General features: G+C 73.8%; 20 protein-coding genes. 12 read left to right on the forward strand and 8 right to left on the reverse strand.

From position 1 onward, the window contains the following. Positions 1–50: 50 nt before the first annotated feature. Positions 51–344, forward strand: a complete 294-nt coding sequence (locus J3P32_RS05275; protein ID WP_210438774.1) for a DUF6907 domain-containing protein — start codon at positions 51–53, stop codon at positions 342–344. On the opposite strand, the gene J3P32_RS05280 is transcribed toward J3P32_RS05275, so the two are convergent. Further along, positions 322–966 carry a response regulator gene (locus tag J3P32_RS05280; protein WP_210438775.1) on the reverse strand — a complete coding sequence of 215 codons (645 nt, stop codon included), beginning with the start codon at positions 964–966 and terminating at the stop codon, positions 322–324. The two genes, J3P32_RS05275 and J3P32_RS05280, sit on opposite strands and share 23 nt — an antisense overlap. After that, positions 963–2,375 (reverse strand): sensor histidine kinase, encoded by a 1,413-nt coding sequence (locus tag J3P32_RS05285; protein ID WP_210438776.1) that lies wholly within the window; start codon positions 2,373–2,375, stop codon positions 963–965. The genes J3P32_RS05280 and J3P32_RS05285 overlap by 4 nt, the downstream gene beginning before the upstream one ends. A 200-nt stretch (positions 2,376–2,575) precedes the next feature. On the opposite strand from J3P32_RS05285, the gene J3P32_RS05290 reads away from it, so the two are divergent. Then, positions 2,576–3,763: a zinc-dependent alcohol dehydrogenase gene (locus J3P32_RS05290; RefSeq protein WP_210438777.1), complete on the forward strand. Its 1,188-nt coding sequence runs from the start codon at positions 2,576–2,578 to the stop codon at positions 3,761–3,763. 37 nt (positions 3,764–3,800) lie between these two features. Here J3P32_RS05290 and J3P32_RS05295 read toward each other — a convergent pair whose 3' ends face one another. The 5 genes from J3P32_RS05295 to J3P32_RS05315 form a co-directional block, all read right to left on the reverse strand. After that, positions 3,801–4,340 carry a DUF488 domain-containing protein gene (locus J3P32_RS05295; RefSeq protein WP_210438778.1) on the reverse strand — a complete coding sequence of 180 codons (540 nt, stop codon included), beginning with the start codon at positions 4,338–4,340 and terminating at the stop codon, positions 3,801–3,803. Positions 4,341–4,389: 49 nt separating this feature from the next. Beyond that, on the reverse strand, positions 4,390–5,166 hold the full coding sequence (locus J3P32_RS05300) for a DeoR/GlpR family DNA-binding transcription regulator (protein ID WP_210438779.1): 777 nt from the start codon (positions 5,164–5,166) through the stop codon (positions 4,390–4,392). 26 nt (positions 5,167–5,192) lie between these two features. After that, positions 5,193–6,230, reverse strand: a complete 1,038-nt coding sequence (pdxA, locus tag J3P32_RS05305; RefSeq protein ID WP_210438780.1) for a 4-hydroxythreonine-4-phosphate dehydrogenase PdxA — start codon at positions 6,228–6,230, stop codon at positions 5,193–5,195. Between the two features lie 93 nt (positions 6,231–6,323). Then, positions 6,324–7,643, reverse strand: a complete 1,320-nt coding sequence (locus J3P32_RS05310; RefSeq protein ID WP_210438781.1) for a four-carbon acid sugar kinase family protein — start codon at positions 7,641–7,643, stop codon at positions 6,324–6,326. Position 7,644: 1 nt separating this feature from the next. Further along, positions 7,645–9,129 carry a GntP family permease gene (locus tag J3P32_RS05315; protein ID WP_210438782.1) on the reverse strand — a complete coding sequence of 495 codons (1,485 nt, stop codon included), beginning with the start codon at positions 9,127–9,129 and terminating at the stop codon, positions 7,645–7,647. A gap of 319 nt (positions 9,130–9,448) precedes the next feature. On the opposite strand from J3P32_RS05315, the gene J3P32_RS18400 reads away from it, so the two are divergent. From J3P32_RS18400 to J3P32_RS05365, 10 genes are all read left to right on the forward strand, one after another. Beyond that, positions 9,449–9,994 carry a TasA family protein gene (locus J3P32_RS18400; RefSeq protein ID WP_210438783.1) on the forward strand — a complete coding sequence of 182 codons (546 nt, stop codon included), beginning with the start codon at positions 9,449–9,451 and terminating at the stop codon, positions 9,992–9,994. Positions 9,995–10,097: 103 nt separating this feature from the next. Further along, positions 10,098–10,727, forward strand: coding sequence for a signal peptidase I (locus J3P32_RS05325; RefSeq protein ID WP_210438784.1), 630 nt, complete (start codon positions 10,098–10,100; stop codon positions 10,725–10,727). 184 nt (positions 10,728–10,911) lie between these two features. After that, positions 10,912–12,726 carry an Ig-like domain-containing protein gene (locus tag J3P32_RS05330; RefSeq protein ID WP_210438785.1) on the forward strand — a complete coding sequence of 605 codons (1,815 nt, stop codon included), beginning with the start codon at positions 10,912–10,914 and terminating at the stop codon, positions 12,724–12,726. Beyond that, positions 12,726–13,118: a hypothetical protein gene (locus J3P32_RS05335; protein WP_210438786.1), complete on the forward strand. Its 393-nt coding sequence runs from the start codon at positions 12,726–12,728 to the stop codon at positions 13,116–13,118. The genes J3P32_RS05330 and J3P32_RS05335 overlap by 1 nt, the downstream gene beginning before the upstream one ends. 1 nt (position 13,119) lies before the next feature. Then, a complete protein-coding gene (locus J3P32_RS05340) occupies positions 13,120–13,950 on the forward strand; it encodes a response regulator transcription factor (protein WP_246849889.1) in 831 nt (276 codons plus the stop codon). A 44-nt stretch (positions 13,951–13,994) separates the two neighbouring features. Continuing rightward, positions 13,995–15,263: a sensor histidine kinase gene (locus tag J3P32_RS05345; RefSeq protein WP_210438788.1), complete on the forward strand. Its 1,269-nt coding sequence runs from the start codon at positions 13,995–13,997 to the stop codon at positions 15,261–15,263. Between the two features lie 37 nt (positions 15,264–15,300). Beyond that, the gene (locus tag J3P32_RS05350) at positions 15,301–16,500 is read left to right on the forward strand and encodes a sensor histidine kinase (RefSeq protein WP_210438789.1); all 1,200 of its coding nucleotides are present in this window, start codon (positions 15,301–15,303) and stop codon (positions 16,498–16,500) included. A gap of 227 nt (positions 16,501–16,727) precedes the next feature. Further along, positions 16,728–17,273: a TasA family protein gene (locus tag J3P32_RS05355; RefSeq protein WP_210438783.1), complete on the forward strand. Its 546-nt coding sequence runs from the start codon at positions 16,728–16,730 to the stop codon at positions 17,271–17,273. A gap of 198 nt (positions 17,274–17,471) precedes the next feature. Then, positions 17,472–17,861, forward strand: coding sequence for a DUF2237 family protein (locus J3P32_RS05360; RefSeq protein ID WP_210438790.1), 390 nt, complete (start codon positions 17,472–17,474; stop codon positions 17,859–17,861). Positions 17,862–17,892: 31 nt separating this feature from the next. Further along, positions 17,893–18,726: an alpha/beta hydrolase gene (locus J3P32_RS05365; protein WP_210438791.1), complete on the forward strand. Its 834-nt coding sequence runs from the start codon at positions 17,893–17,895 to the stop codon at positions 18,724–18,726. 16 nt (positions 18,727–18,742) lie between these two features. On the opposite strand, the gene J3P32_RS05370 is transcribed toward J3P32_RS05365, so the two are convergent. Beyond that, positions 18,743–19,513 carry a hypothetical protein gene (locus J3P32_RS05370; protein ID WP_210438792.1) on the reverse strand — a complete coding sequence of 257 codons (771 nt, stop codon included), beginning with the start codon at positions 19,511–19,513 and terminating at the stop codon, positions 18,743–18,745. Between the last annotated feature and the right edge of the window lie 39 nt (positions 19,514–19,552).

Below are 19,552 nucleotides of genomic sequence, written 5' to 3' on the forward strand. Positions count from 1 at the left end.
GTCGTGGCCTGGGGGCGAACGAGCAGCACCGCACAGGGAGGTGGACGGCGATGGACACGGTCCCACCGTCGGATCGACCCGGGACGTGCCCGACCTGGTGCACCCTCACCCACGGCCGGCACCGGGGCGAGGACGACACCGTGCACGTCAGCGGCTCGCTCGTGGTGCGCCACACGGTCCTCCGGCTCTGCATGACGGTCGACCCGGGCACCGGCGCGCAGGAAGGGCCCTTCGTGCTCGTGGGCGCGGAGGAGCTCACGCTCCACGAGGCGGAGGCGCTGATCGACGCACTGACCCAGCTGGTCGACCGGGGCGCCGAGGTCAGCCCTCCCGCAGGAGCCTGAAGGCGCTCTCGCGGTCCTTGACCCGCAGCTTGCGCAGGACGCCGGACACGTGGACGCGCACGGTGGTGGGTGACACGAACAGCCGCTGGGCGACCTCGTCGGTCGACAGCCCCTCCCCGAGCAGCTCCATCACCTCCCACTCGCGGGCGCTGAGCCGGGCCGACGCCCTCGAGCGGCGGCTGAAGCGCGGCGTGGCCGGCGAGCGGAACTCGTCCATGATCCGGGCGACCAGCCGCCGCGACATCGCCCCCTCCCCGTCCAGCACGCCACGCAGCGCGTCGACGAGCTGGGTGGGCTCGGTGTCCTTCAGGAGGTAGCCGGAGGCGCCCGCCCGTAGGGAGTCGAAGAGGTCGTCGTCCTCGCCCGAGGCTGTGAGCATCACCACCGCCGTCCCGGGCAGCGTGCGGGCGATCTCCCGAGCGGCCGTGATCCCGTTGCCGGGCATGTGCACGTCGAGCAGCGCGACGTCGGGCCGGTGCTCGAGGGCCAGGGCGACCGCCTCCTCGGCGGACGCGCCCTCGCCGACGACGACGCAGCCGCCGGCCTCGAGGGCCTGCCGTACCCGGGTCCGCATCCGCGCGTGGTCGTCGGCCATCACCACGCTCATCGCACCGTCGCTCACCAGTCCACCTCCACCGTCGTCCCCTGTCCCGGCGCCGACTCGAGGACGAACGTCCCCGGCAGCGCCTGCGCCCGAGCGCGCATGCTCGTCAGCCCGTAGCCCGAGCGCGCGGTCGCGCCCTGCACGTCGAAGCCGCACCCGTCGTCCTTCACCACCAGGCGTCCGCCCGAGGCCGTCGCGTCCAGCGTGACGCGTACGTACGAGGCGCCACCGTGACGCAGGGCGTTGCCGACCGCCTCCCGCGTGATGCGGGCGAGGTGGTGCCGCTGGGTCTGGTCGGCACGCACCGAGTCGTCGAGCTCGACGACGACGCGCGCACCGTGGCGCTCCGCCACGTCGCGCGCGGAGCGGTGGAGGGCGTAGCCCAGCGGCTCGTCGGGGCCGGTGCCGAGGGCGTCCACCGCCGCCCTCGCCTCGTCGAGCGCACGGTCACTGGCGTCGAGGATCGACTGCACTGCGGTCTCGCTCTCGGCGTCCTGGGCCTCGTGGATTCGATGGGACAGGGTGCGTGCCTCGGACCTGATCCACGCCAGCTCCTGCAGCACGCCGTCGTGCAGCTCCCGCGCCAGGCGACGGCGGTCCTCGACGACCGCGAGGTCCGCTCGCGCGGCCCAGTACCGCCGGATCTCGCGCGCGGCGCCGACCAACAGGCACGCGTAGCCGCCGGTCCGCAGCAGGTCGCCGGTGTAGAGCCAGCCGGAGTAGAGCGAGGGGAACACGAGGTAGTTGATCCGCGCGAAGCCGAGCAGCGCGCAGCCGGGCCCCAGCCAGGTCAGCAGCTCCTCCCCGCTCTTCCTCGCCTGCGCGGTGAAGCGCACGGAGGCGTAGAGGAAGCAGCCCGCGACCAGCGCCTGCGCCGCCACCAGGACGGCGTGGCCCCGGATCGCGGGTCGGTCCGAGAGGGGGTGGTCGCGCACGGTGACGGCAGTGGGCAGGCTGTCGCGCAGCACCACCACGAGGGCCGCCGCGAGGAGCAGCGCGAGCAGGGGCGTGACCAGGCCCCACTGCAGCCGCTGCGGCGGCACCGGCCTGTCGCCCACCGACGCCGCCGCGGCGATGAGCAGCGCCGCAGCGGTGCGGAGGGTCACCGGGAGCCAGACGCCGATGGTGGAGCGTGCCTCGACGGGGAGCAGGTGCACCGACAGCGCCACCCCGAGGCCAACGACGGCCAGGACCACGAGGCCGACGGCCAGCAGGAGGTCGCGCCAGCGCCGGGTGCGGCGCAACCGGCCGGCGAGGAGGTAGGCGAGCAGCAGCGCCACACAGGCGTCGACCGAGTCCAGCACGAGGTGGAGCTCCGGGCTGCGGTAGCCGAAGCGGAGGTACGGCGTCCCGAGGATCGCCGCCGTGCACCCCACACCGGCGGCCCAGCCCGCGACCGTGAGCGCGGTCGCGCTCTCGCGTCCCACGTCACGTGTCTGGAGCCGCCCCACCGGCATGCGGGGACTGTAGGGCGACATGGCGCTCCGTCACGGCGATCTTGACGAGATCTTCGATCTCGGTCGACGGTTCCTAGCAGGTCGTCCACCCGTCCGGGCGGGCGGTATGCCCCATCGGCGCCCGGGTACGGGACCGCTTCGACGACCCCGACCGAAGGCGGTACAGCGGAATGAAGGCAGTCACCTGGCAAGGCGTCCACGACATGCAGGTCACCGAGGTCCCCGACCCGCGCATCGAGGAGCCGACCGACGCGATCATCAAGATCACCTCCACCGGCCTCTGCGGCTCCGACCTGCACCTCTACGAGACGCTCGCACCGTTCATGGAGGCGGGCGACGTCGTCGGTCACGAGCCGATGGGCATCGTGGAGGAGGTCGGCCCGGACGTCTCGTCGCTCCAGGTGGGCGACCGGGTGGTGGTGCCGTTCAACGTCTCGTGCGGCTCGTGCTTCATGTGCGACCAGCACCTCTACAGCCAGTGCGAGACCACGCAGAACCGCGAGCACGGCACCGGCGCGAGCTTCTTCGGCTACAGCAAGCTCTACGGCCAGGTGCCGGGCGGCCAGGCGGAGTACCTGCGCGTCCCCTTCGCTGACTTCCTGCCCGTCAAGGTGCCGCACGAGCACCCCGACGACCGCTTCCTGTTCCTCTCCGACGTCCTGCCGACGGCCTGGCAGGCGCTGCAGTACGCCGACGTCCCGCCAGGCGGCACCCTGCTCGTCCTCGGCGCCGGTCCGATCGGCGACATGAGCGCCCGCATGGGCGTCCGTGCCGGTCTCCGCGTCATCTCGGTGGACCGCGTGCCCGAGCGGCTGGCCCGCGTCGAGGCCTTCGGGGCCGAGCCGCTCGACCTCGACGACGCGATGGACGTGGGCGGCGTGGGCGACGTGGTCCGCGAGTCCACCGGTGGCCGCGGACCCGACGCGGTCATCGACGCCGTCGGCATGGAGGCGCACGGCTCCCCCGGCGCCCAGGCCGTGCAGAAGTTCGCCGGCATGCTGCCCGACGCGGTCGCGGAGCCGGTCGTCAAGAACGCCGGCCTCGACCGCCTCGCCGCACTGCACACCGCCATCGACGCGGTGCGCCGCGGGGGCACGATCTCGATCTCGGGCGTCTACGGCGGCTCGGCCGACCCGATGCCGATGATGCAGCTCTTCGACAAGCAGGTCCAGCTGCGCATGGGCCAGGCCAACGTGCGCCGGTGGACCGACGAGCTGCTCGCGATGCTGGTCGAGGACGACCCGTTCGGCGTCGACGCGTTCGCCACCCACCACCTCCCGCTGAGCGAGGCGCCCAGCGCCTACGAGCACTTCCAGAAGAAGGAGGAGGGCATGGTGAAGGTGGTCTTCCAGCCCTGAGCCGGCGCGGTCCCGTCGCCCGTCCCGTCCATGCCGCTCACCCGTCGGCGTCGGCGTCGTAGCGCAGCAGCCCGTCGACGACCCGGGCGCCGGCGGACGGCTCGTGCGGCGTGGTCCTCCCGGTGTGGGCGAGGTGGGCGACGTCCAGCCCCGCGAGCAGCGCGGCCGCGTCGGCGACGAGCCGGCGGTGGCAGCGCCACCACACGCTCTCGCTGCACATGACGACCGTCGTGTCCTGCGCCTCGACGTCCCGCGCCAGGTCCTGCAGGGCCGCGCGGAACTCCGGCGTGCGGGTGTGGGCGGCATACGCCCGGAACGCCTCGACCCGCCACCAGCCGTCGGCGTCCTCACCGCCCCTCGGCACCCGTCGCCGGCCGCCGAGGCGCTCGTCCCAGCGGTGGCCGATCCCGGCCTGCGGCAGCCACGCGGCCATCGCCTCGCCGCTGACGTCCGGGTTGTGCCGGCTGTTCGGGAAGCGCCGGACGTCGACCAGCAGGTCGGCGCCGGCACCCGTCAGGAGCTCGGCGAGGGCGTGCCGGTCGAGGGTGCCGTGCCCCACGGTGAGCAGCCGTCCCATGCCTGCCTCCTCCCGCTCCCCGCCCCTCCGTGCTCGGACACCGCCCCGCTCACGCGACCACGACCTCCACGCCGCGCTCGCGCAGCTGGGTCACGGCGGCCTGCGGCGCGGCACCGTCGATCACCACCGTCCAGCTCGGTCCCACCGGCAGCCAGGCCGGGGCCGGCTGCTCCAGCTTCGACGCGTCGGCGAGGAGCACCACGCGGTCGGCCACCGCGGCCGCCCGCTCCTTGACCCACGTCTCGTCCACGGTCGGCTCGCCCAGACCCCGCACGGGGTCCACCGCGTCCGCACCGAGGAACGCCACGTCGAAGTGGTAGCGGTCGAGCGCCAGCGAGGACAGCGGACCCGTCACTCCGTGGCTGAGCGGCTGCACCCGCCCGCCGACGATCACCACGTCCACCCCGCCGGTTCTCGACAGCAGGAGCGCCGCCTCGAGCCCGCGCGTCACGACCGTCAGCGGGCCCCGGTCCACCAGCAGCTGCGCGAGCGCCAGGCAGGTCGTCCCGGCGTCGACGAACACCGTGCCCCCCTGGGGCACCAGGTCGGCCGCGGCCGTGGCGATCGCGGACTTCGCGGCGAGGTTGAGGCGCTCGCTCTCGGTGAACGACCGCTCGTGGAAGACGTCGCGCGCCAGCGCGCCGCCGTACGTCCGGGCGAGCCGCCCGCCGCGCTGCAGCGTGGCGAGGTCGCGGCGGACCGTGGACGCCGAGACGCCGAGCCGCTCGGACAGCACCTCGACGCTGTCCACCCCCGCGCGCACGAGGTCGACCATCGCGTCGTGGCGCGCCTGCGTCGCGCGTCGGACCCGGGTGTCGCCGGCCACTGGTCTCCCACCCCGGCGCCTGGTCCTCAGGAGCCGTACGTCGAGCGGATGTTATCGACGTACGGCGCGTAGTCCACCGCCGCCAGGTAGGCCGAGAGCATGGTGCCGTGACCGGCCTTCCCGGACCCGGCGATGTCGAAGGCGGTGCCGTGGTCGACCGAGGTCCGCAGGATCGGCAGCCCCACGGTGACCGAGATGGTGCCGTCGAAGTCGAAGGTCTTGGCGGGGATGTGGCCCTGATCGTGGTAGTGCGACAGCACGCCGTCGTAGCGGCCGACGAGGCCCTGGTGGAACACCGAGTCGGCCGGGACCGGCCCAGCGACGTCCAGCCCGGCGGCCCGGGCGTCCTCGACCGCGGGAGCGAGGTGGACGATCTCCTCGTCGCCGAAGGCGCCGTTCTCGCCGCCGTGGGGGTTGATCGCGGCGATGGCGAGGCGAGGCCGGTCGACGCCGAACACCTCGAGCGCGGTGTGGGCCTTGCGGATCGACTCGCCGACGGACTCGCGAGTCACCTGGTCGAGCGCCTGGCGCAGCGAGACGTGGCGGGTGGTGAAGAAGATGCGCAGGTGGTGGCCGCCGGCGGCGTCGTTGCGCACCACGAACATCGTGTCCTGCTTGGTCACGCCGGTGAGGGCGCCGAGCATCTCGGTGTGCCCGAGGTGCTCCGAGCCGGCGGCCCAGATCGCCTCCTTGTTGATCGGACCGGTGACGATGCCGGCGACCTTGCGGTCCATCGCCGCCTGGGTGGCGACCTCGATCGAGCGCACGGCGGCGAGGCCGGCGCGCTTGTCGACGACACCCCACTCGGGCACGTCGTCGCCCAGCACGCCGGTGTCGTAGCAGTCGATGACACCCTCGGCCGGCTCGACGTCGAAGTCGTCGACGACGCGCACCTCGACGTCGAGGCCCATCGCCTGCGCGCCGCGGCGCAGCGCGGCGGGGTCGCCCACGGCCACGCCGTGGTGGTCGGTGGCGCCGGCCTGGTCGACGAGGGTCTTTGCGGTGATCTCGGGTCCGATGCCCACGGGGTCTCCGAGGGTCAGGGCCAGGACGTGTCGGGGCATGCGGGCTCTCCTTGGGTGCGGGATGTGCGGGGCGTGTGGTGGGTGCGGTGTGGGTGCCGGGTTCGGTGCGTGCGGGTGCGCTGGCTCGGGCGGTCAGGTGCGGGCGCGCGACTCGGCCGCGGTGACCTGCTTGCGGTGCGTGTCGACCTGGCTGCGGAGGTGGTCGAGGCAGGCGATGGTGGTGCGCGCGTCACCGATCAGTCCGCCCTTCGTGACGATCTGCAGGCCGTCCCACGGACCACCGACGAGCGACCCGGAGACGGCCAGCGGCTCGACCTCGTCGGAGACCTCGAGGCCGTGCGAGCCGAGCTCGGCGAGGAGGGCGGCGGTGACGTCGCCGCCGGTGGTGAAGACGCCGTCCACGCGACGCGACTCCAGCGCGCGGCGCGTGGCACGGGCCAGGGCGAGCGGGATCTGCATCGCCTCCTCCGGTGTCGGCGACCAGAGGTCCGACTCGTCGAGGACCGTGGCCAGCACGACGATGCCTCCGCTGCCGGCGTCGTCCAGGGCGTCGTCGAGGACGGCGACCGTGGCGTCCACGTCGGGCACAGCGTGCGTTCCGGGGGTGCGGAACGCCTGGGCGCCGCGCTCGGCGACGAGCTGGCGCAGCTGCAGCCGGGTCAGCTCCGTGGCCGAACCGGAGACGACGAGCAGCGGAGCGCCGGGCACGTCGTCGGCCAGCCCCATCGCGCGGGCCAGCGCCACGGAGGCCGGGCCGGGGTCGCTCGTCGTCCACACCGTGTCGGTGCCGGCGGTCGCCGCGACCGCGGCGGTCGCGACCCGGTCGAGGTGCTCGGTCGTCGTCGCGTCGGCGACGATGACCTCCGCTCCCCGCTCGAGGTGCTGCCTGAGCGTGTCGGCGAGAGCGTCCAGGTCGCCGGTGATGTCCTCGAGGTGCACCGCGACCACGTCGAGGTCGGCCTGCTCGACCAGGAGCGTGACGACGTTCGACGTGCGTACCGGGGTCCTGGCGTCGCGCGCCACCTCGGTGTCCTCGAGGCGGCGCCCGTCGAGGAGCTGGATCGCGCCGATGGTCTGCCGCGCCGCGGCGGGGTGCGCCGGCGCGCAGAGCACCGCCACCCGCGCACCGGTCAGCTCGCGGACGCGCTCGAGCACCTCGCGGGTGGTCGCACCGACGTTGCCGCGCAGGGTGGTGTCGATGCGGTTGCAGACCAACCGCGCGGGCCAGCCCGCGCGGACGACCCGGCCCACGCGCTCGCGCGCCCGGGCCGGGTCCAGGTGGCGGCTGTCGGTGGTTGCCACGACGACGTCGAAGCGCGAGACCATCTCGGCGACGACGTCGGCGTGCTCGCCGGCGCTGGCGGTGGCGGCGCGGAAGCCCGCCCGGGCGAACCCGGCCGCGGCGGCGTTCGCCCCGGTCAGGTCGTCCGCGACGACCAGCACGCCTGCCACGTCAGAGCACCGCGCCCGCGATGAGCACGAGGGGCAGCGACCCGAGCCAGACGGCCGTCGTGATCCCGGACCAGCCGCGCAGGGCCGCCGTGCCCTCGAGGCCGGTGAAGCGGGTGACGACCCAGAAGTAGGAGTCGTTGAAGTAGCTGAACACCATGGACCCGGCGCAGCAGGCCAGCGCGGCGGCGAGCGCCGACAGGCCCAGGCCGTCCACCAGCGGGGCGCTCACCGAGGCCGCGGTGATCATCGCGACCGTGCCGGAGCCCTGGGCCAGCCGCACGAGGCTCGCGATGAGGAACGGGACGAGCACGCCCGGCAGGCTCAGGTCGGCGATTGCCTCGGCGAGCGCGTCACCGACCCCGGAGTCGCGGAGCACCTGGCCGAGCGCGCCACCGGCGCCGGTGATCAAGATGATGAGCCCCGCCGAGGCGGCGGCGTCCGCCATCCAGCCGTGGACCTGCTTGCGCGGCGTCCACCGCGGGAGGAGGACGTAGACGGCGAGCACGATGCCGATGATGAGGGCGACGACGGGGTTGCCGATGAAGGCCAGCACCTCGGCCCACGCGGCGGGGGTGTACTCGTCCTCCGGGCCCAGCGCGCCCTGGCTGTTGCGGTCGACGGCGGTGGCGACCGTGTTGAGCACGATCAGCAGCAGCGGCACGAGCAGCGGCAGGGCGGCGAGCCCGAACGAGATCGTGTGCGGCTTCCCGCCCGCGGGGGGCTCGCCGAGCTGGTGGACCGGCGGCTCGTCGGCGACCGGCGTCCCGGGACCCTCGTCGGTCACGGTGGCCGTCGCGGTGCCCCCCGAGCGCGACGAGCCGTGCACGGCCGCCGTGCCGTAGACGGCCTCGCGGACGTTGTCGTTGAGCTCGCTCTCGAGCTTCGGCCCCATCCACGCGGCGTAGAGGACGACGATCGGCAGCAGGACGATCGAGAAGACCAGCCCGGCCAGGATCAGCCCGCCGAGGTCGGCCCCGAGGATGCCGGCGACGCCGAGGGGCCCGGGGGTGGGCGGCACGAGGTGGTGGGTCAGGGTCATGCCGCAGCCGAGGGCCAGCGCCAGCGTGACGTAGCGGCCCTTGAGCCGGCGGGCGATCGAGCGCGCCAGCGGGTTCATGATCACGTAGCCGGAGTCGCAGAAGACGGGGATCGACACGACCGCACCGGTGCCGGCCATGGCCCAGTGCTCCCGGCCGCGGCCCAGCGCCCGGACGAAGGTCTTGGCCAGCGCGTCGGCGGCTCCGGAGACCTCGAGGATCTTGCCGATCGCGACACCGAGGCCGATCACGATCCCGATCGAGGCGAGGGTGTTGCCGAACCCGGTCGTCATCGAGGTGATCGTCTCGAGCGCCGGCGAGCCGGCGACGAAGCCGGTGACCAGGGCGGCGATGAGCAGCGCCACGAAGGCGTCGATGCGGGTGCGCAGGACCAGGAAGATGATCGTCCCGATGCCGAGCACGAGGGCGAGCAGGAGTTGTGGATCCATCGATTGCCTCCAGATGGCGTGGCTCGCCGGTCGGCGGGCTCACCTCATCCTGACCTGTGGCGACCGTCACAGGCAAGAGTTCTGCGCAACTAAGTTGCGCAATGTGCGCAGTTTATCCGCACCACGCGTGGCTCAGCCCCGGTGGTCGCGATGCGCCACTGGCCCCGGTGCGTGCCGGGGCTCGGGAGTGCGCGACCGTAGCGAACTGTGCGGTTCGCGTGGCGCACGAGCAGCCTCAGCGCGACGTGCGCGTGGAGCGGCGCTCCGTAGCGTTCTTCTCATCAACCACCGATCCCCGCACACGCCCCAGGAGCACCCCGTGACCACCACCGCCGCCGCCACCCGCCGCAAGGTCCTCATCCCCCTCGCCACCCTCGCGGCCGCCGGCGCCATCGCCGTGGGCTCCGGCGCCACCTTCACCTCCACCACCGGCAACACCGCCTCCGCCGTCACCTCCGGCACCCTCAAGCACACCAACTCCAAGGACGGCAAGGCCGTCTTCGACCTCACCAACCTCAAGCCCGGCGACACCCTCAACGGCACCCTGACCCTCACCAACACCGGGTCCCTTCCCGCCGCCTTCACCCTCACCGAGGTCTCCTCCACCAACGCATTCACCGGCGCCAACCTCAGCCTCGCCATCACCGACACCACCACCGGCGCCACCGTCTACACCGGCACCTTCGGCGGCCTCGTCGACGGCACCAAGACCGCCCTCGGCACCTACGCCGCCGGCGACGCCCACACCTACACCTTCACCGTCAAGCTCGCCCAGGACACCCCCAACGCCGACCAGGGCAAGAGCGCCAACGCCGTCTACCAGTGGGACTCCGTCCAGCTCGACGGCACCACCTACAACCAGTGAGTCGCGGCGGGAGCGCTCCGAGCACCCGGCCGCTCCCGCCCACCTCCCGCCCCCGCCGCGCCCCGACGCCCCCACCGACCCCCCTCGAGAACGGAACCGCCCGATGAGCACCGGAGCCTCCCGCTCGGTGACCGCCACGCTGACGCAGTGGACGGTCAACCTCGTCCTCGTCGCCGTCACGCTGGTGTCGGCGGCGTACCTCCTGCCGAGCCTGATGGGCTACGAGCGGTACGTCATCACCGGGGGCTCGATGTCCGGCACGTTCGAGAAGGGCTCCATCGCCATCGAGAAGCCCGTGGACGTGGCGGACCTCGCCGTGGGGGACGTGATCACCTACCTGCCTCCAGCCGACAGCGGCGTGGGAACCCTGGTCACCCACCGCATCGTCAAGGCCGGCCGCAGCGACACCGGGGCCCGCGTGTTCCGGACCCAGGGTGACGCCAACCCCGACCCCGACCCGTGGAAGTTCACCCTCGACGAGGGCACCCAGCCCGTCGTGCAGCTCACGGTCCCCTACGTCGGCTACGCGCTCATCGCCCTGGCCGACCGCGAGACCCGGATGCTCGTCATCGGCGTGCCGGCCGGGCTGATCGCCCTGCTCAGCCTCGTCGAGCTGGTCGGCGCCCTCCGCCGACCCGGCGACCGCGAGGCGCCCGCGCCCGCGCTCCTGCCCGCGGCGGACGGCCACCCGACGGACGTCCCGGCGCGGGTGGCGTCGCCGGTCGCGGCCTGACGCCGCACCGGGCACCCACCGCCCGTCCGGGCCCGTCCGGGCCTGTCCCGGACCCCGCCCCCGGGTCCACCCCAGGGTCCGCCCCGGGTCTCGGACCCGTGCCGCGCGAACCGTGCGCAACCGTGTACCTGGAGGAGGAATCGTGTCGAAGAGGCGTAGCGTGCGCTTGCCTAGCGTTGGTGTCGTGACCAGCCGCTCGAACCTCCTGCTCGCGATGGGCCTCCTCCTGGCCGTCGCCGGCTTCTTCGCGCCCGGCACCTCGACCGCCGCGTTCACCGCCGGCAGCCGCAACGCCGCCTCGAACGTCACCGCCTCGCCGGACTGGACGCCGCCGACCGTGTCGCTGCAGAACCCCGGAAGCCCGGTCAAGGACACCGTCACCCTCACCGCCGCCGCGAGCGACGGCGAGACGGGCGTCAAGGCCGTCGTCATCTCCTACCTCGCGCCGGGCGCCTCCAGCTGGGTCGACGTCTGCACCGCCACCACCGCGCCGTACAGCTGCGCCTGGAACACCAAGGCCCTCGCCGACGGCTCCTACCAGCTGCGCGCCCGCGCCACGGACAACGCCGGCTACGCCACCACCTCCGACGCGGTCACCACCACGGTCGCCAACACCACCCTGGTCACCCTCGGCGACCCGGGCGAGGTCGTCCGCGGGACGGTGCCGCTGACCACGACGATCCACAACGGCGGACTGCTCCCCTACACGGTGCGGGTGGAGTACGCCGTCGCCGGCAGCGGCAGCTGGAAGCAGCTCTGCACGTCGCTGACGGCACCGCACACCTGCTCGTGGAACACCACCACGCTCGCCAACGACTACTACGACCTCCGCTCGGTCGCGACCTCCGGCACCACGACCTACACCTCCGCCGTCCTCGCCGACGTGCTGGTCGACAACCTCGCGCCGACGGTCACCATGACCGACCCGGGCTCGCCGCTGAGCGGCACCCGCACCTTCGAGGCGACCGCCTCCGACGCACACTCCGGCATCGCGTCGGTCGTGCTCCAGTACGCCGCCACCGGCAGCACGACGTACCGCACCCTGTGCACCACCACCGTGGCGCCGTACTCCTGCCGGGTCGACACCACCACGCTCCCCGACGGCAGCTACACCCTCCGCGCGGTCGCCACCGACGTGGCCGGCAACGCCACCACCTCGGCGCTGGTGACGAGCCGCGTCGTGGACAACACCGTCTCCTCGGTCTCCATGGAGGACCCCGGCGCCTTCCTGACCGGCACCGTCGCGCTGACGGCCTCGGCCAGCTCCACCGCGGGCGTCACCTCGGTGCGGATCCAGCGGGCCCCGAGCGGGACCACCACCTGGACCGACGTGTGCACCGACACCGCCGCGCCGTACACCTGCTCGTGGAACACCACGACGGTCGCCGACGGGCTCTACGACCTGCGCGCCGTGCTGCTCGACGGGACCGGCAAGGTCACGACGTCCGCGACGCTCGGCGCCCGGCGGGTCGACAACGCCCCGTTCCGCGGGGTGGACGTCCAGACGGCCAACGGCGGCACCTCGGCCGGCCGGCTCGAGGCGGCGGACACGATGACCTACACCTTCAGCGGCCAGCTCAACCACGGCACGGTGACGTCCGGCTGGACCGGCGCCGCGCTCCCGGTGACCGTCCGGGTGCGCGACGGCAACCTCTACACGCCGTCGCGCGGCAACACCGGCGACACCCTCGAGGTCCTCCGCAACGGTGTCGCGGTCAACCTGGGACAGGTCGTCCTGCGCGGCGAGCACGTCCGGTCGAGCCGGAACGTGACGTTCAACGCGACGATGACCGCGGGCACCGTCACCGTCGACGGCGTGGTGCGCAGCACCGTCACCCTGCAGCTGGGCACCGTGGTGAGCGGCAGCAGCTCCATCCGGACCTCCAGCGCCGGCGGCACCATGTCGTGGACGCCGTCGAACCTGGCCACGGACGTCGTAGGCATGGCCTGCTCGGTCGCCCCGGTCAGCGAGACCGGCGCCCTGGACCGGGAGTTCTGATGGGCACCACGCACACGGCGCTCTCCCGGGCCGCGACCGCCGCCCTCGCGACGCTCGCGATGGTGCACCTCGTGGCCGCGCTGAGCCACGACGTCGTCCCGGCGTACGCCCGCGTCATCCTCCTCGGGACCGGCTGCGCGACCGCGGCGGCGGCGGTGCTGCTGCGGCACGACACCTTCGGCTCCCGCCTGCTCGTGTGGGTCGTCACCGTCCTGTCCGCGGCCGGCGCCGTCCTCGTCGGCACCGTCGGGCTCCCCGGCAGCGTCTCCACCGGCCTGTCCGGCACCGAGGTGCTCGTCGTCGCGCTGGCCTTCGCGACGGGAGCGTTCGTGCTCCTCGACATGCGGCTGCGGCAGGCGTCGGTGGGCGATCGGCCGCCCTATGCTCTGTGAGATGTCACCGCGAGTGCTGCTGGTCGAGGACGACGACACCATCGCCAGGCCGCTGGTCCGGACCCTCGAGCGTGAGGGGTACGCCGTCGAGCGGGTCACCGGCGGGCTCGCCGCCCTGGAGGTGGTGACCTCGGCGCCGCCCCAGCTCGTGATCCTCGACCTGGGCCTGCCGGACATCGACGGGCTCGACGTCTGCCGCCGCGCCCGGGAGGGCGGCTACCCGGGCAGCATCATGATCCTCACCGCGCGCGGCGGCGAGCTCGACCGCGTGGTGGGGCTCGACATCGGCGCCGACGACTACCTCGCCAAGCCGTTCCCGCTGTCGGAGATGTTGGCCCGCGTGCGGGCGCTGCTGCGCCGCAGCGGCGTCGGCCAGGACGGGGCGGCTGGCACCCCGGGAGCGACCCCCGAAGCCACCTCCGCGCCCGCGGCCGCCGTCCCCAGCGCGGCGCCGGCTGCGCCGCCGGTCCCGCCGGCTGCCGCGTCGCCTGCCGCTCCGCCTGCCGCGGAGCCCGCGCCCCGGGCCGCGGCCACGGAGGGGTTCCGCGTCGACACGCGCGCCCGGCGCGTCTGGGTCGGCTCCCGCGAGATGCCGGTGAGCGCCAAGGAGTTCGACGTGCTGGCCCTGCTCGACGCCGAGCCGGGCGCGGTCGTCACCCGCGAGCTGCTGATGGACCGCGTCTGGGACGAGAACTGGTTCGGCTCCACCCGCACCCTCGACGCCACCATCGGCCGGCTCCGCCAGAAGCTCGAGGACCACCGGGCGCCCGCGCGCATCGACACCGTCCGGGGCGTCGGGTTCCGGATGGAGCGGGAGGCTCCCGATGCGTGACCGGCTCGATGCGTGACCGGCCCGACGGATGACCGATCCGATGAGTGACCGGTCCGATGCGTGACCGGCTGCTCGCGCTGCTGGTTGGCGGCACCGTCGCCGTGATCGCGCTGTACGGCGTCCCGCGGGCGTACGTCCTGGCCGACCTCGTGGAGCACCAGCAGGAGCACGAGATGCAGCGGGTCGTCGACACGATGGCCGCCGTCCTCGCGGTGCAGGAGGAGCGCGACCTCCCGGTCGCCCGGTCGTCCCTCGAGCAGGCGCTCGGCGAGGCCGAGAGCATCGTCCACGTCGCGGCCGACGGCACCACCACGCGCGCCGGTGACTCCTTCGAGCCCGACGACTCGGACCTGGTCGTCACCGCCTCGGTCGACGGCGGCGGCCGGCTGACCCTGACGCGGTCGGGGACGGTCGTCGAGGAGGGCGTGGCGGACGCGATCATGCCGCTGGTCCTGCTCGGGGTCGCGCTGCTCGCCGCGTCGGCGGTCGCCGCGCTGTTCCTGGCACGCCGGCTGTCCCGCCCCTTCCAGGAGCTCGCCGGCGTCGCCACCGCCCTGGGCCAGGGGCGCTTCCACCAGGACGTGCCGCACTACGCCGTCCCCGAGGCCGAGGCCATCGGCACCGCCCTGCGCCGCAGCGCCGCCCAGCTCGACGCCCTCGTCCAGCGCGAGCGCGAGTTCGCCGTCAACGCCTCCCACGAGCTGCTGACCCCGATCACCGGGCTCAACCTGCAGCTCGAGGACCTGCGGCACTGGCCGGAGACCGCGCCCGCGGTCGCCGAGGAGCTGGCGACGGCGCTCGAGACCATCGACCGCCTCGGCTCGACCATCCAGGAGCTGCTCGCGCAGGACCGCGACACGCGCCGCACCGGCACGCTCGACGTCGACCTCGCCGCCCTCGTCCGGCACGTCATCGCGGACTGGCGGCAGACGGAGACAGGCCAGCGGCGGGAGGTCAGGTTCGAGTCGTCGGGCACCGTGCCGGCCCGGGTGGCGCCGGAGGAGCTCACCGAGCTGCTCGAGATGCTGCTCGACCACGCGGCGCGGCACACGCCCGGCGTGATCGTGGTGGACTGCGCCGAGCTCGACACCCACCTCCGGGTCCGGGTCGGGGACGCCGACCAGCCGACCGCCGGCAGCGCGGCGACGCACCGGCAGCTGCAGGGCGCGCTGCCCGCCGGCGACGACGTGGAGCAGGGGCTGGAGAAGGCCGCCGAGCTGGCGGAGGCGCTGGGCGGCTACCTCGTGCGCGACGAGAGCGGCAGCTCGCGGTTCCTGCTGATGCTGCCCCGGACCGCCGCGTCCGCGGGATAGGCTCGTCGCACCGCACCGCACCGCGAGAGGACGAGGCTTGGACGACGTCGAGCGCCTGAGCCAGGACAAGGTCGAGCAGTACGACGTCCTGCACGCGCCGCCGAGTGCCGACCTGCAGGCCCTGGTGGACCTGGCGGCGCAGGTCGCCGGCGCGCCGATGGCCGCCATCAACCTGCTCACGAGCACCGAGCAGCACATGATCGCGACGTCCGGCATCGGGCCGTCGGTCTGCGCCCGTGAGGACTCCATGTGCGCGGTCGTGGCCACCGATCCCGGCCCGGTGGTCGTGCCGGACGCCACCGTGGACGACCGGTTCTCGTCGAACCCGTTCGTTACCGGCGTGCTGGACCGGTTCCGCTTCTACGCCTCCGCACCCCTCGTCGCTCCCGACGGCGTGCCCGTGGGTCGGCTCTGCGTGTTCGACCACCAGCCCCGCGAGCTCGACCAGCGGCAGCAGGAGACGCTGGTGGTCCTGGCGGACCGCGTGATGGACGTCCTGGAGCTGCGGCTGCGCACCCGCCAGCTGGAGGCGTCCCTCGGCGAGCTGACCGCCGTGCGCGACGAGCTCCGGCGCTCCAACCGTGACCTCAGCAACTTCGCCCAGCAGGTCAGCCACGACCTGCGCACGCCGCTCACCGGCATCCTGGCCAACGCCGAGCTGCTCGCGGGCGAGCCGGTCGTGCAGGCCGACGACGACCTCCGCGTGGTGGTGGACGACATCCTCCTCAGCGGCCGCCGGATGAACGACCTCATCGGCCAGGTGCTGGCGTACGGCCAGGAGGGCGGGCGCCTGTCGGTGCGCCCGACGTCGTTGCGCGAGGTGTTCCACCGCGCGCGCGCCGACATCGGCCGGCTCGTCGCGGAGCGTGGTGCGGTGGTGGAGCTCGGCGAGCTGCCGGTCGTGCCGTGCGACCCCGACCTCGTCTACTCGGTCGCGCTCAACCTGCTCGGCAACGCCGTGAAGTTCGCTCGCCCGGGCGTCGCCCCACGCGTGTGCGTGTCGGCGGAGCGGTCGGCGGACCGCGTGCGGGTGCGGGTCAGCGACAACGGCATCGGGATCCCCGCCGACCGCGTGGACGACGTCTTCGGTTTGTTCGTGCGGGGCGGCTCGGAGGCCGAGGGACACGGGATCGGGCTGGCGACGACCGCGCGCATCATCGAGGCGCACGGCGGCCACGTCGGCGTGGAGGCCGGCGACGGGCCGGGCACGACGGTCTGGTTCGAGCTGCCGGCCTGAGCTCGCCGGCCGGAGCTCGCCGACCGGCGCCCTCCGACCGGGCCCCCCCGACCGGGACCCTCCGACCGGGGGCCTTCCGGGGTCGGTGCAGGGGTGTGCGCGACCGTAGCGAACTGTGCGGTTCGCGTGGCGCACGAGCAGCCTCAGCGCGACGTGCGCGTGGAGCAGCGCTCCGTAGCGTTCTTCTCATCAACCACCGATCCCCGCACACGCCCCAGGAGCACCCCGTGACCACCACCGCCGCCGCCACCCGCCGCAAGGTCCTCATCCCCCTCGCCACCCTCGCGGCCGCCGGCGCCATCGCCGTGGGCTCCGGCGCCACCTTCACCTCCACCACCGGCAACACCGCCTCCGCCGTCACCTCCGGCACCCTCAAGCACACCAACTCCAAGGACGGCAAGGCCGTCTTCGACCTCACCAACCTCAAGCCCGGCGACACCCTCAACGGCACCCTGACCCTCACCAACACCGGGTCCCTTCCCGCCGCCTTCACCCTCACCGAGGTCTCCTCCACCAACGCCTTCACCGGCGCCAACCTCAGCCTCGCCATCACCGACACCACCACCGGCGCCACCGTCTACACCGGCACCTTCGGCGGCCTCGTCGACGGCACCAAGACCGCCCTCGGCACCTACGCCGCCGGCGACGCCCACACCTACACCTTCACCGTCAAGCTCGCCCAGGACACCCCCAACGCCGACCAGGGCAAGAGCGCCAACGCCGTCTACCAGTGGGACTCCGTCCAGCTCGACGGCACCACCTACAACCAGTGAGTCGAGGCGGACGACCGAGCGCTCTCCCCCGACGCGTTCCTCGTCCGCTGACGAGCTGGTGTGAGGGGCGTCCCGTCCCCCGCGGGACGCCCCTCTGTCTGTCTGCACCACCGCTCGTGCCCGACGTCGCGATCCAGCACCGGGCTCGGGCGCGCGGGTCGACGACGATCCGCGGGCCGCTCGCGCGATGATCGCTTCATGACGGAGCGCAACGTCCTCGGCGGCGACCTGGAGCCCTGCGGCACCGACCCCCTGACCGGCTTCCACCGCGACGGCACCTGCACGGTCGGCCCGCAGGACGTCGGCCTGCACGCGATCTGCGCGGTGATGACCGAGGAGTTCCTCGCCCACCAGGCGTCGGTGGGCAACGACCTGTCCACCCCGCGCCCCGAGTGGCACTTCCCGGGCCTCGTGCCGGGCGACCGCTGGTGCGTGGTCGCCGTCCGCTGGGTCCAGGCGTACGACGCCGGGGTCGCGGCGCCCGTCGTGCTGGCGGCCACCTCGGAGCGCGCCCTCGACGTCGTACCCCTCGAGGTGCTGCGCACGCACGCCGTCGACGTGCCGCCGGACCTCAGCTCTCTGGACTGACCCTCGAGTCGTCGCGTGCCACCATGAGGCGGTGGCCCGATCAGGCGTCAGGAGGCTCGTCGTGGCGCTCGTGGTCGTGGTGGTGCTCCTCGCGCTGGCGCTGGCGGCCGTGTGGGGCCTGCAGCGGCAGCTCATCTACTTCCCCGACACGAGCGACGTACCGCCGGCCGGCGAGGTGCTGCCCGGGGCGCGCGACGTGACGCTGGAGACGGCCGACGGCCTGGAGCTGGGCGCGTGGTACCTGCCGGCCGACGCCGCGACCGACACCGGCATGGCGGTGCTGATGGCTCCCGGCAACGGCGGCAACCGCGCCGGACGGACCGGCCTCGCCCGCCTGCTCGCCGACCGCGGGTTCGGCGTGCTGCTGATGGACTACCGCGGCTACGGCGGCAACCCCGGGAGCCCCACCGAGGACGGCCTGGCTGCCGATGCCGACGCGGCGGTGCGGGCGCTCGCCGACCTCGGCCATCCCCTCGACCGCACGATCTTCTTCGGTGAGTCCCTCGGCACGGGCGTCGTCGCCGGGCTGCAGGAGCGGCACCGTCCGGCCGGAGTCGTGCTGCGCTCGCCGTTCACCGAGCTGGCCGACGTCGGCGCGCACCACTACCCGTGGCTCCCCGTGCGCACGCTGCTCCGCGACCGGTTCCCCGTCCTCGACCCGCTCGCCGCGAGCGACGTGCCCGTCACCGTGGTCTACGGCGACCGTGACGGCGTCGTACCCACCGAGCTCAGCGACCGAGTCGCCGACGGCGTCCGCTCGCTGGTGGAGCGCGTCGTCCTCCGCGGCGCTGACCACAACGACCCGGTGATGTTCGGTCCGCGGGTGGCCGACGCGGTCGCGCGGCTGGCGCGCGAGGTGCGCTGACGGCCGTCGCGGGGGCTCAGGCGGGCGGCAGGCTGTCCCGCGTGCCGAGCACCGGGCGGGAGGCCGGCTCGGCGACCGCCTTCGCGATGACGTACGACGCCAGGGTGCTGCCGCCGGCCAGGTACCGGGTGTCGACCCGCAGCGTGCCGCTGTCGGTCACCGGCTTCCAGGCGCGGCCCCGCGGCCCCGTGCGGGTCGTGGTCGGGGTGCGGTCCGGCCGCACCAGCACGGGCATCGGCTGCTGCGGCACGACCCCCGTGACGTCGTCCCACGGCACCTCGACCGCGACACCGCGGTCCTCGTGGCGCAACCGGGTCGGCGTCAGCCAGAGGCCCCCGGCGAAGCGGCCCCCGAGGTGGATCGCGCTGCTCCAGCCGACCCACGCCGCGACCAGACCGAGCGCGATCGTCCAGAGCCAGCCCTCGTCCAGTGCGGCGAAGACGGCACCGAGGGCGGCGACGGCGGCCAGGCCGGCCAGCAGCCCCGACGACACCAGGGTCGGTCCGGTGGCCCGGGGCAGGTGGAGGGCGCCCTCCCCGTCGAGGGTCGCCAGCCGGGCGCGGGGCGGGTCGCGCCGCACCTGGAGCTCGACCACCTCGCGGGCCACTCCGCCGACGGCCGCCACGAGGAGGACCAGCCCGGCGCACAGGAAGCCCCGGCCCAACGTGGTGTGCAGGCCGAGCAGTCCCATGCCGGTCAGCGGCACCCCGAGGCCGAGCAGCACGACGATGCCGAACCAGCTGAGAATCCGCATGCCGGCGGGCCGCACCTCCGTCGTCGTCGTCACGGCAGCACCCTCTCATCCGGCGCCTCGGGCACCCTCCGG

Origin of the sequence: Nocardioides xinjiangensis, from assembly GCF_017916385.1 — a bacterium.
Classification (GTDB): Bacteria; Actinomycetota; Actinomycetes; order Propionibacteriales; family Nocardioidaceae; genus Nocardioides; species Nocardioides xinjiangensis.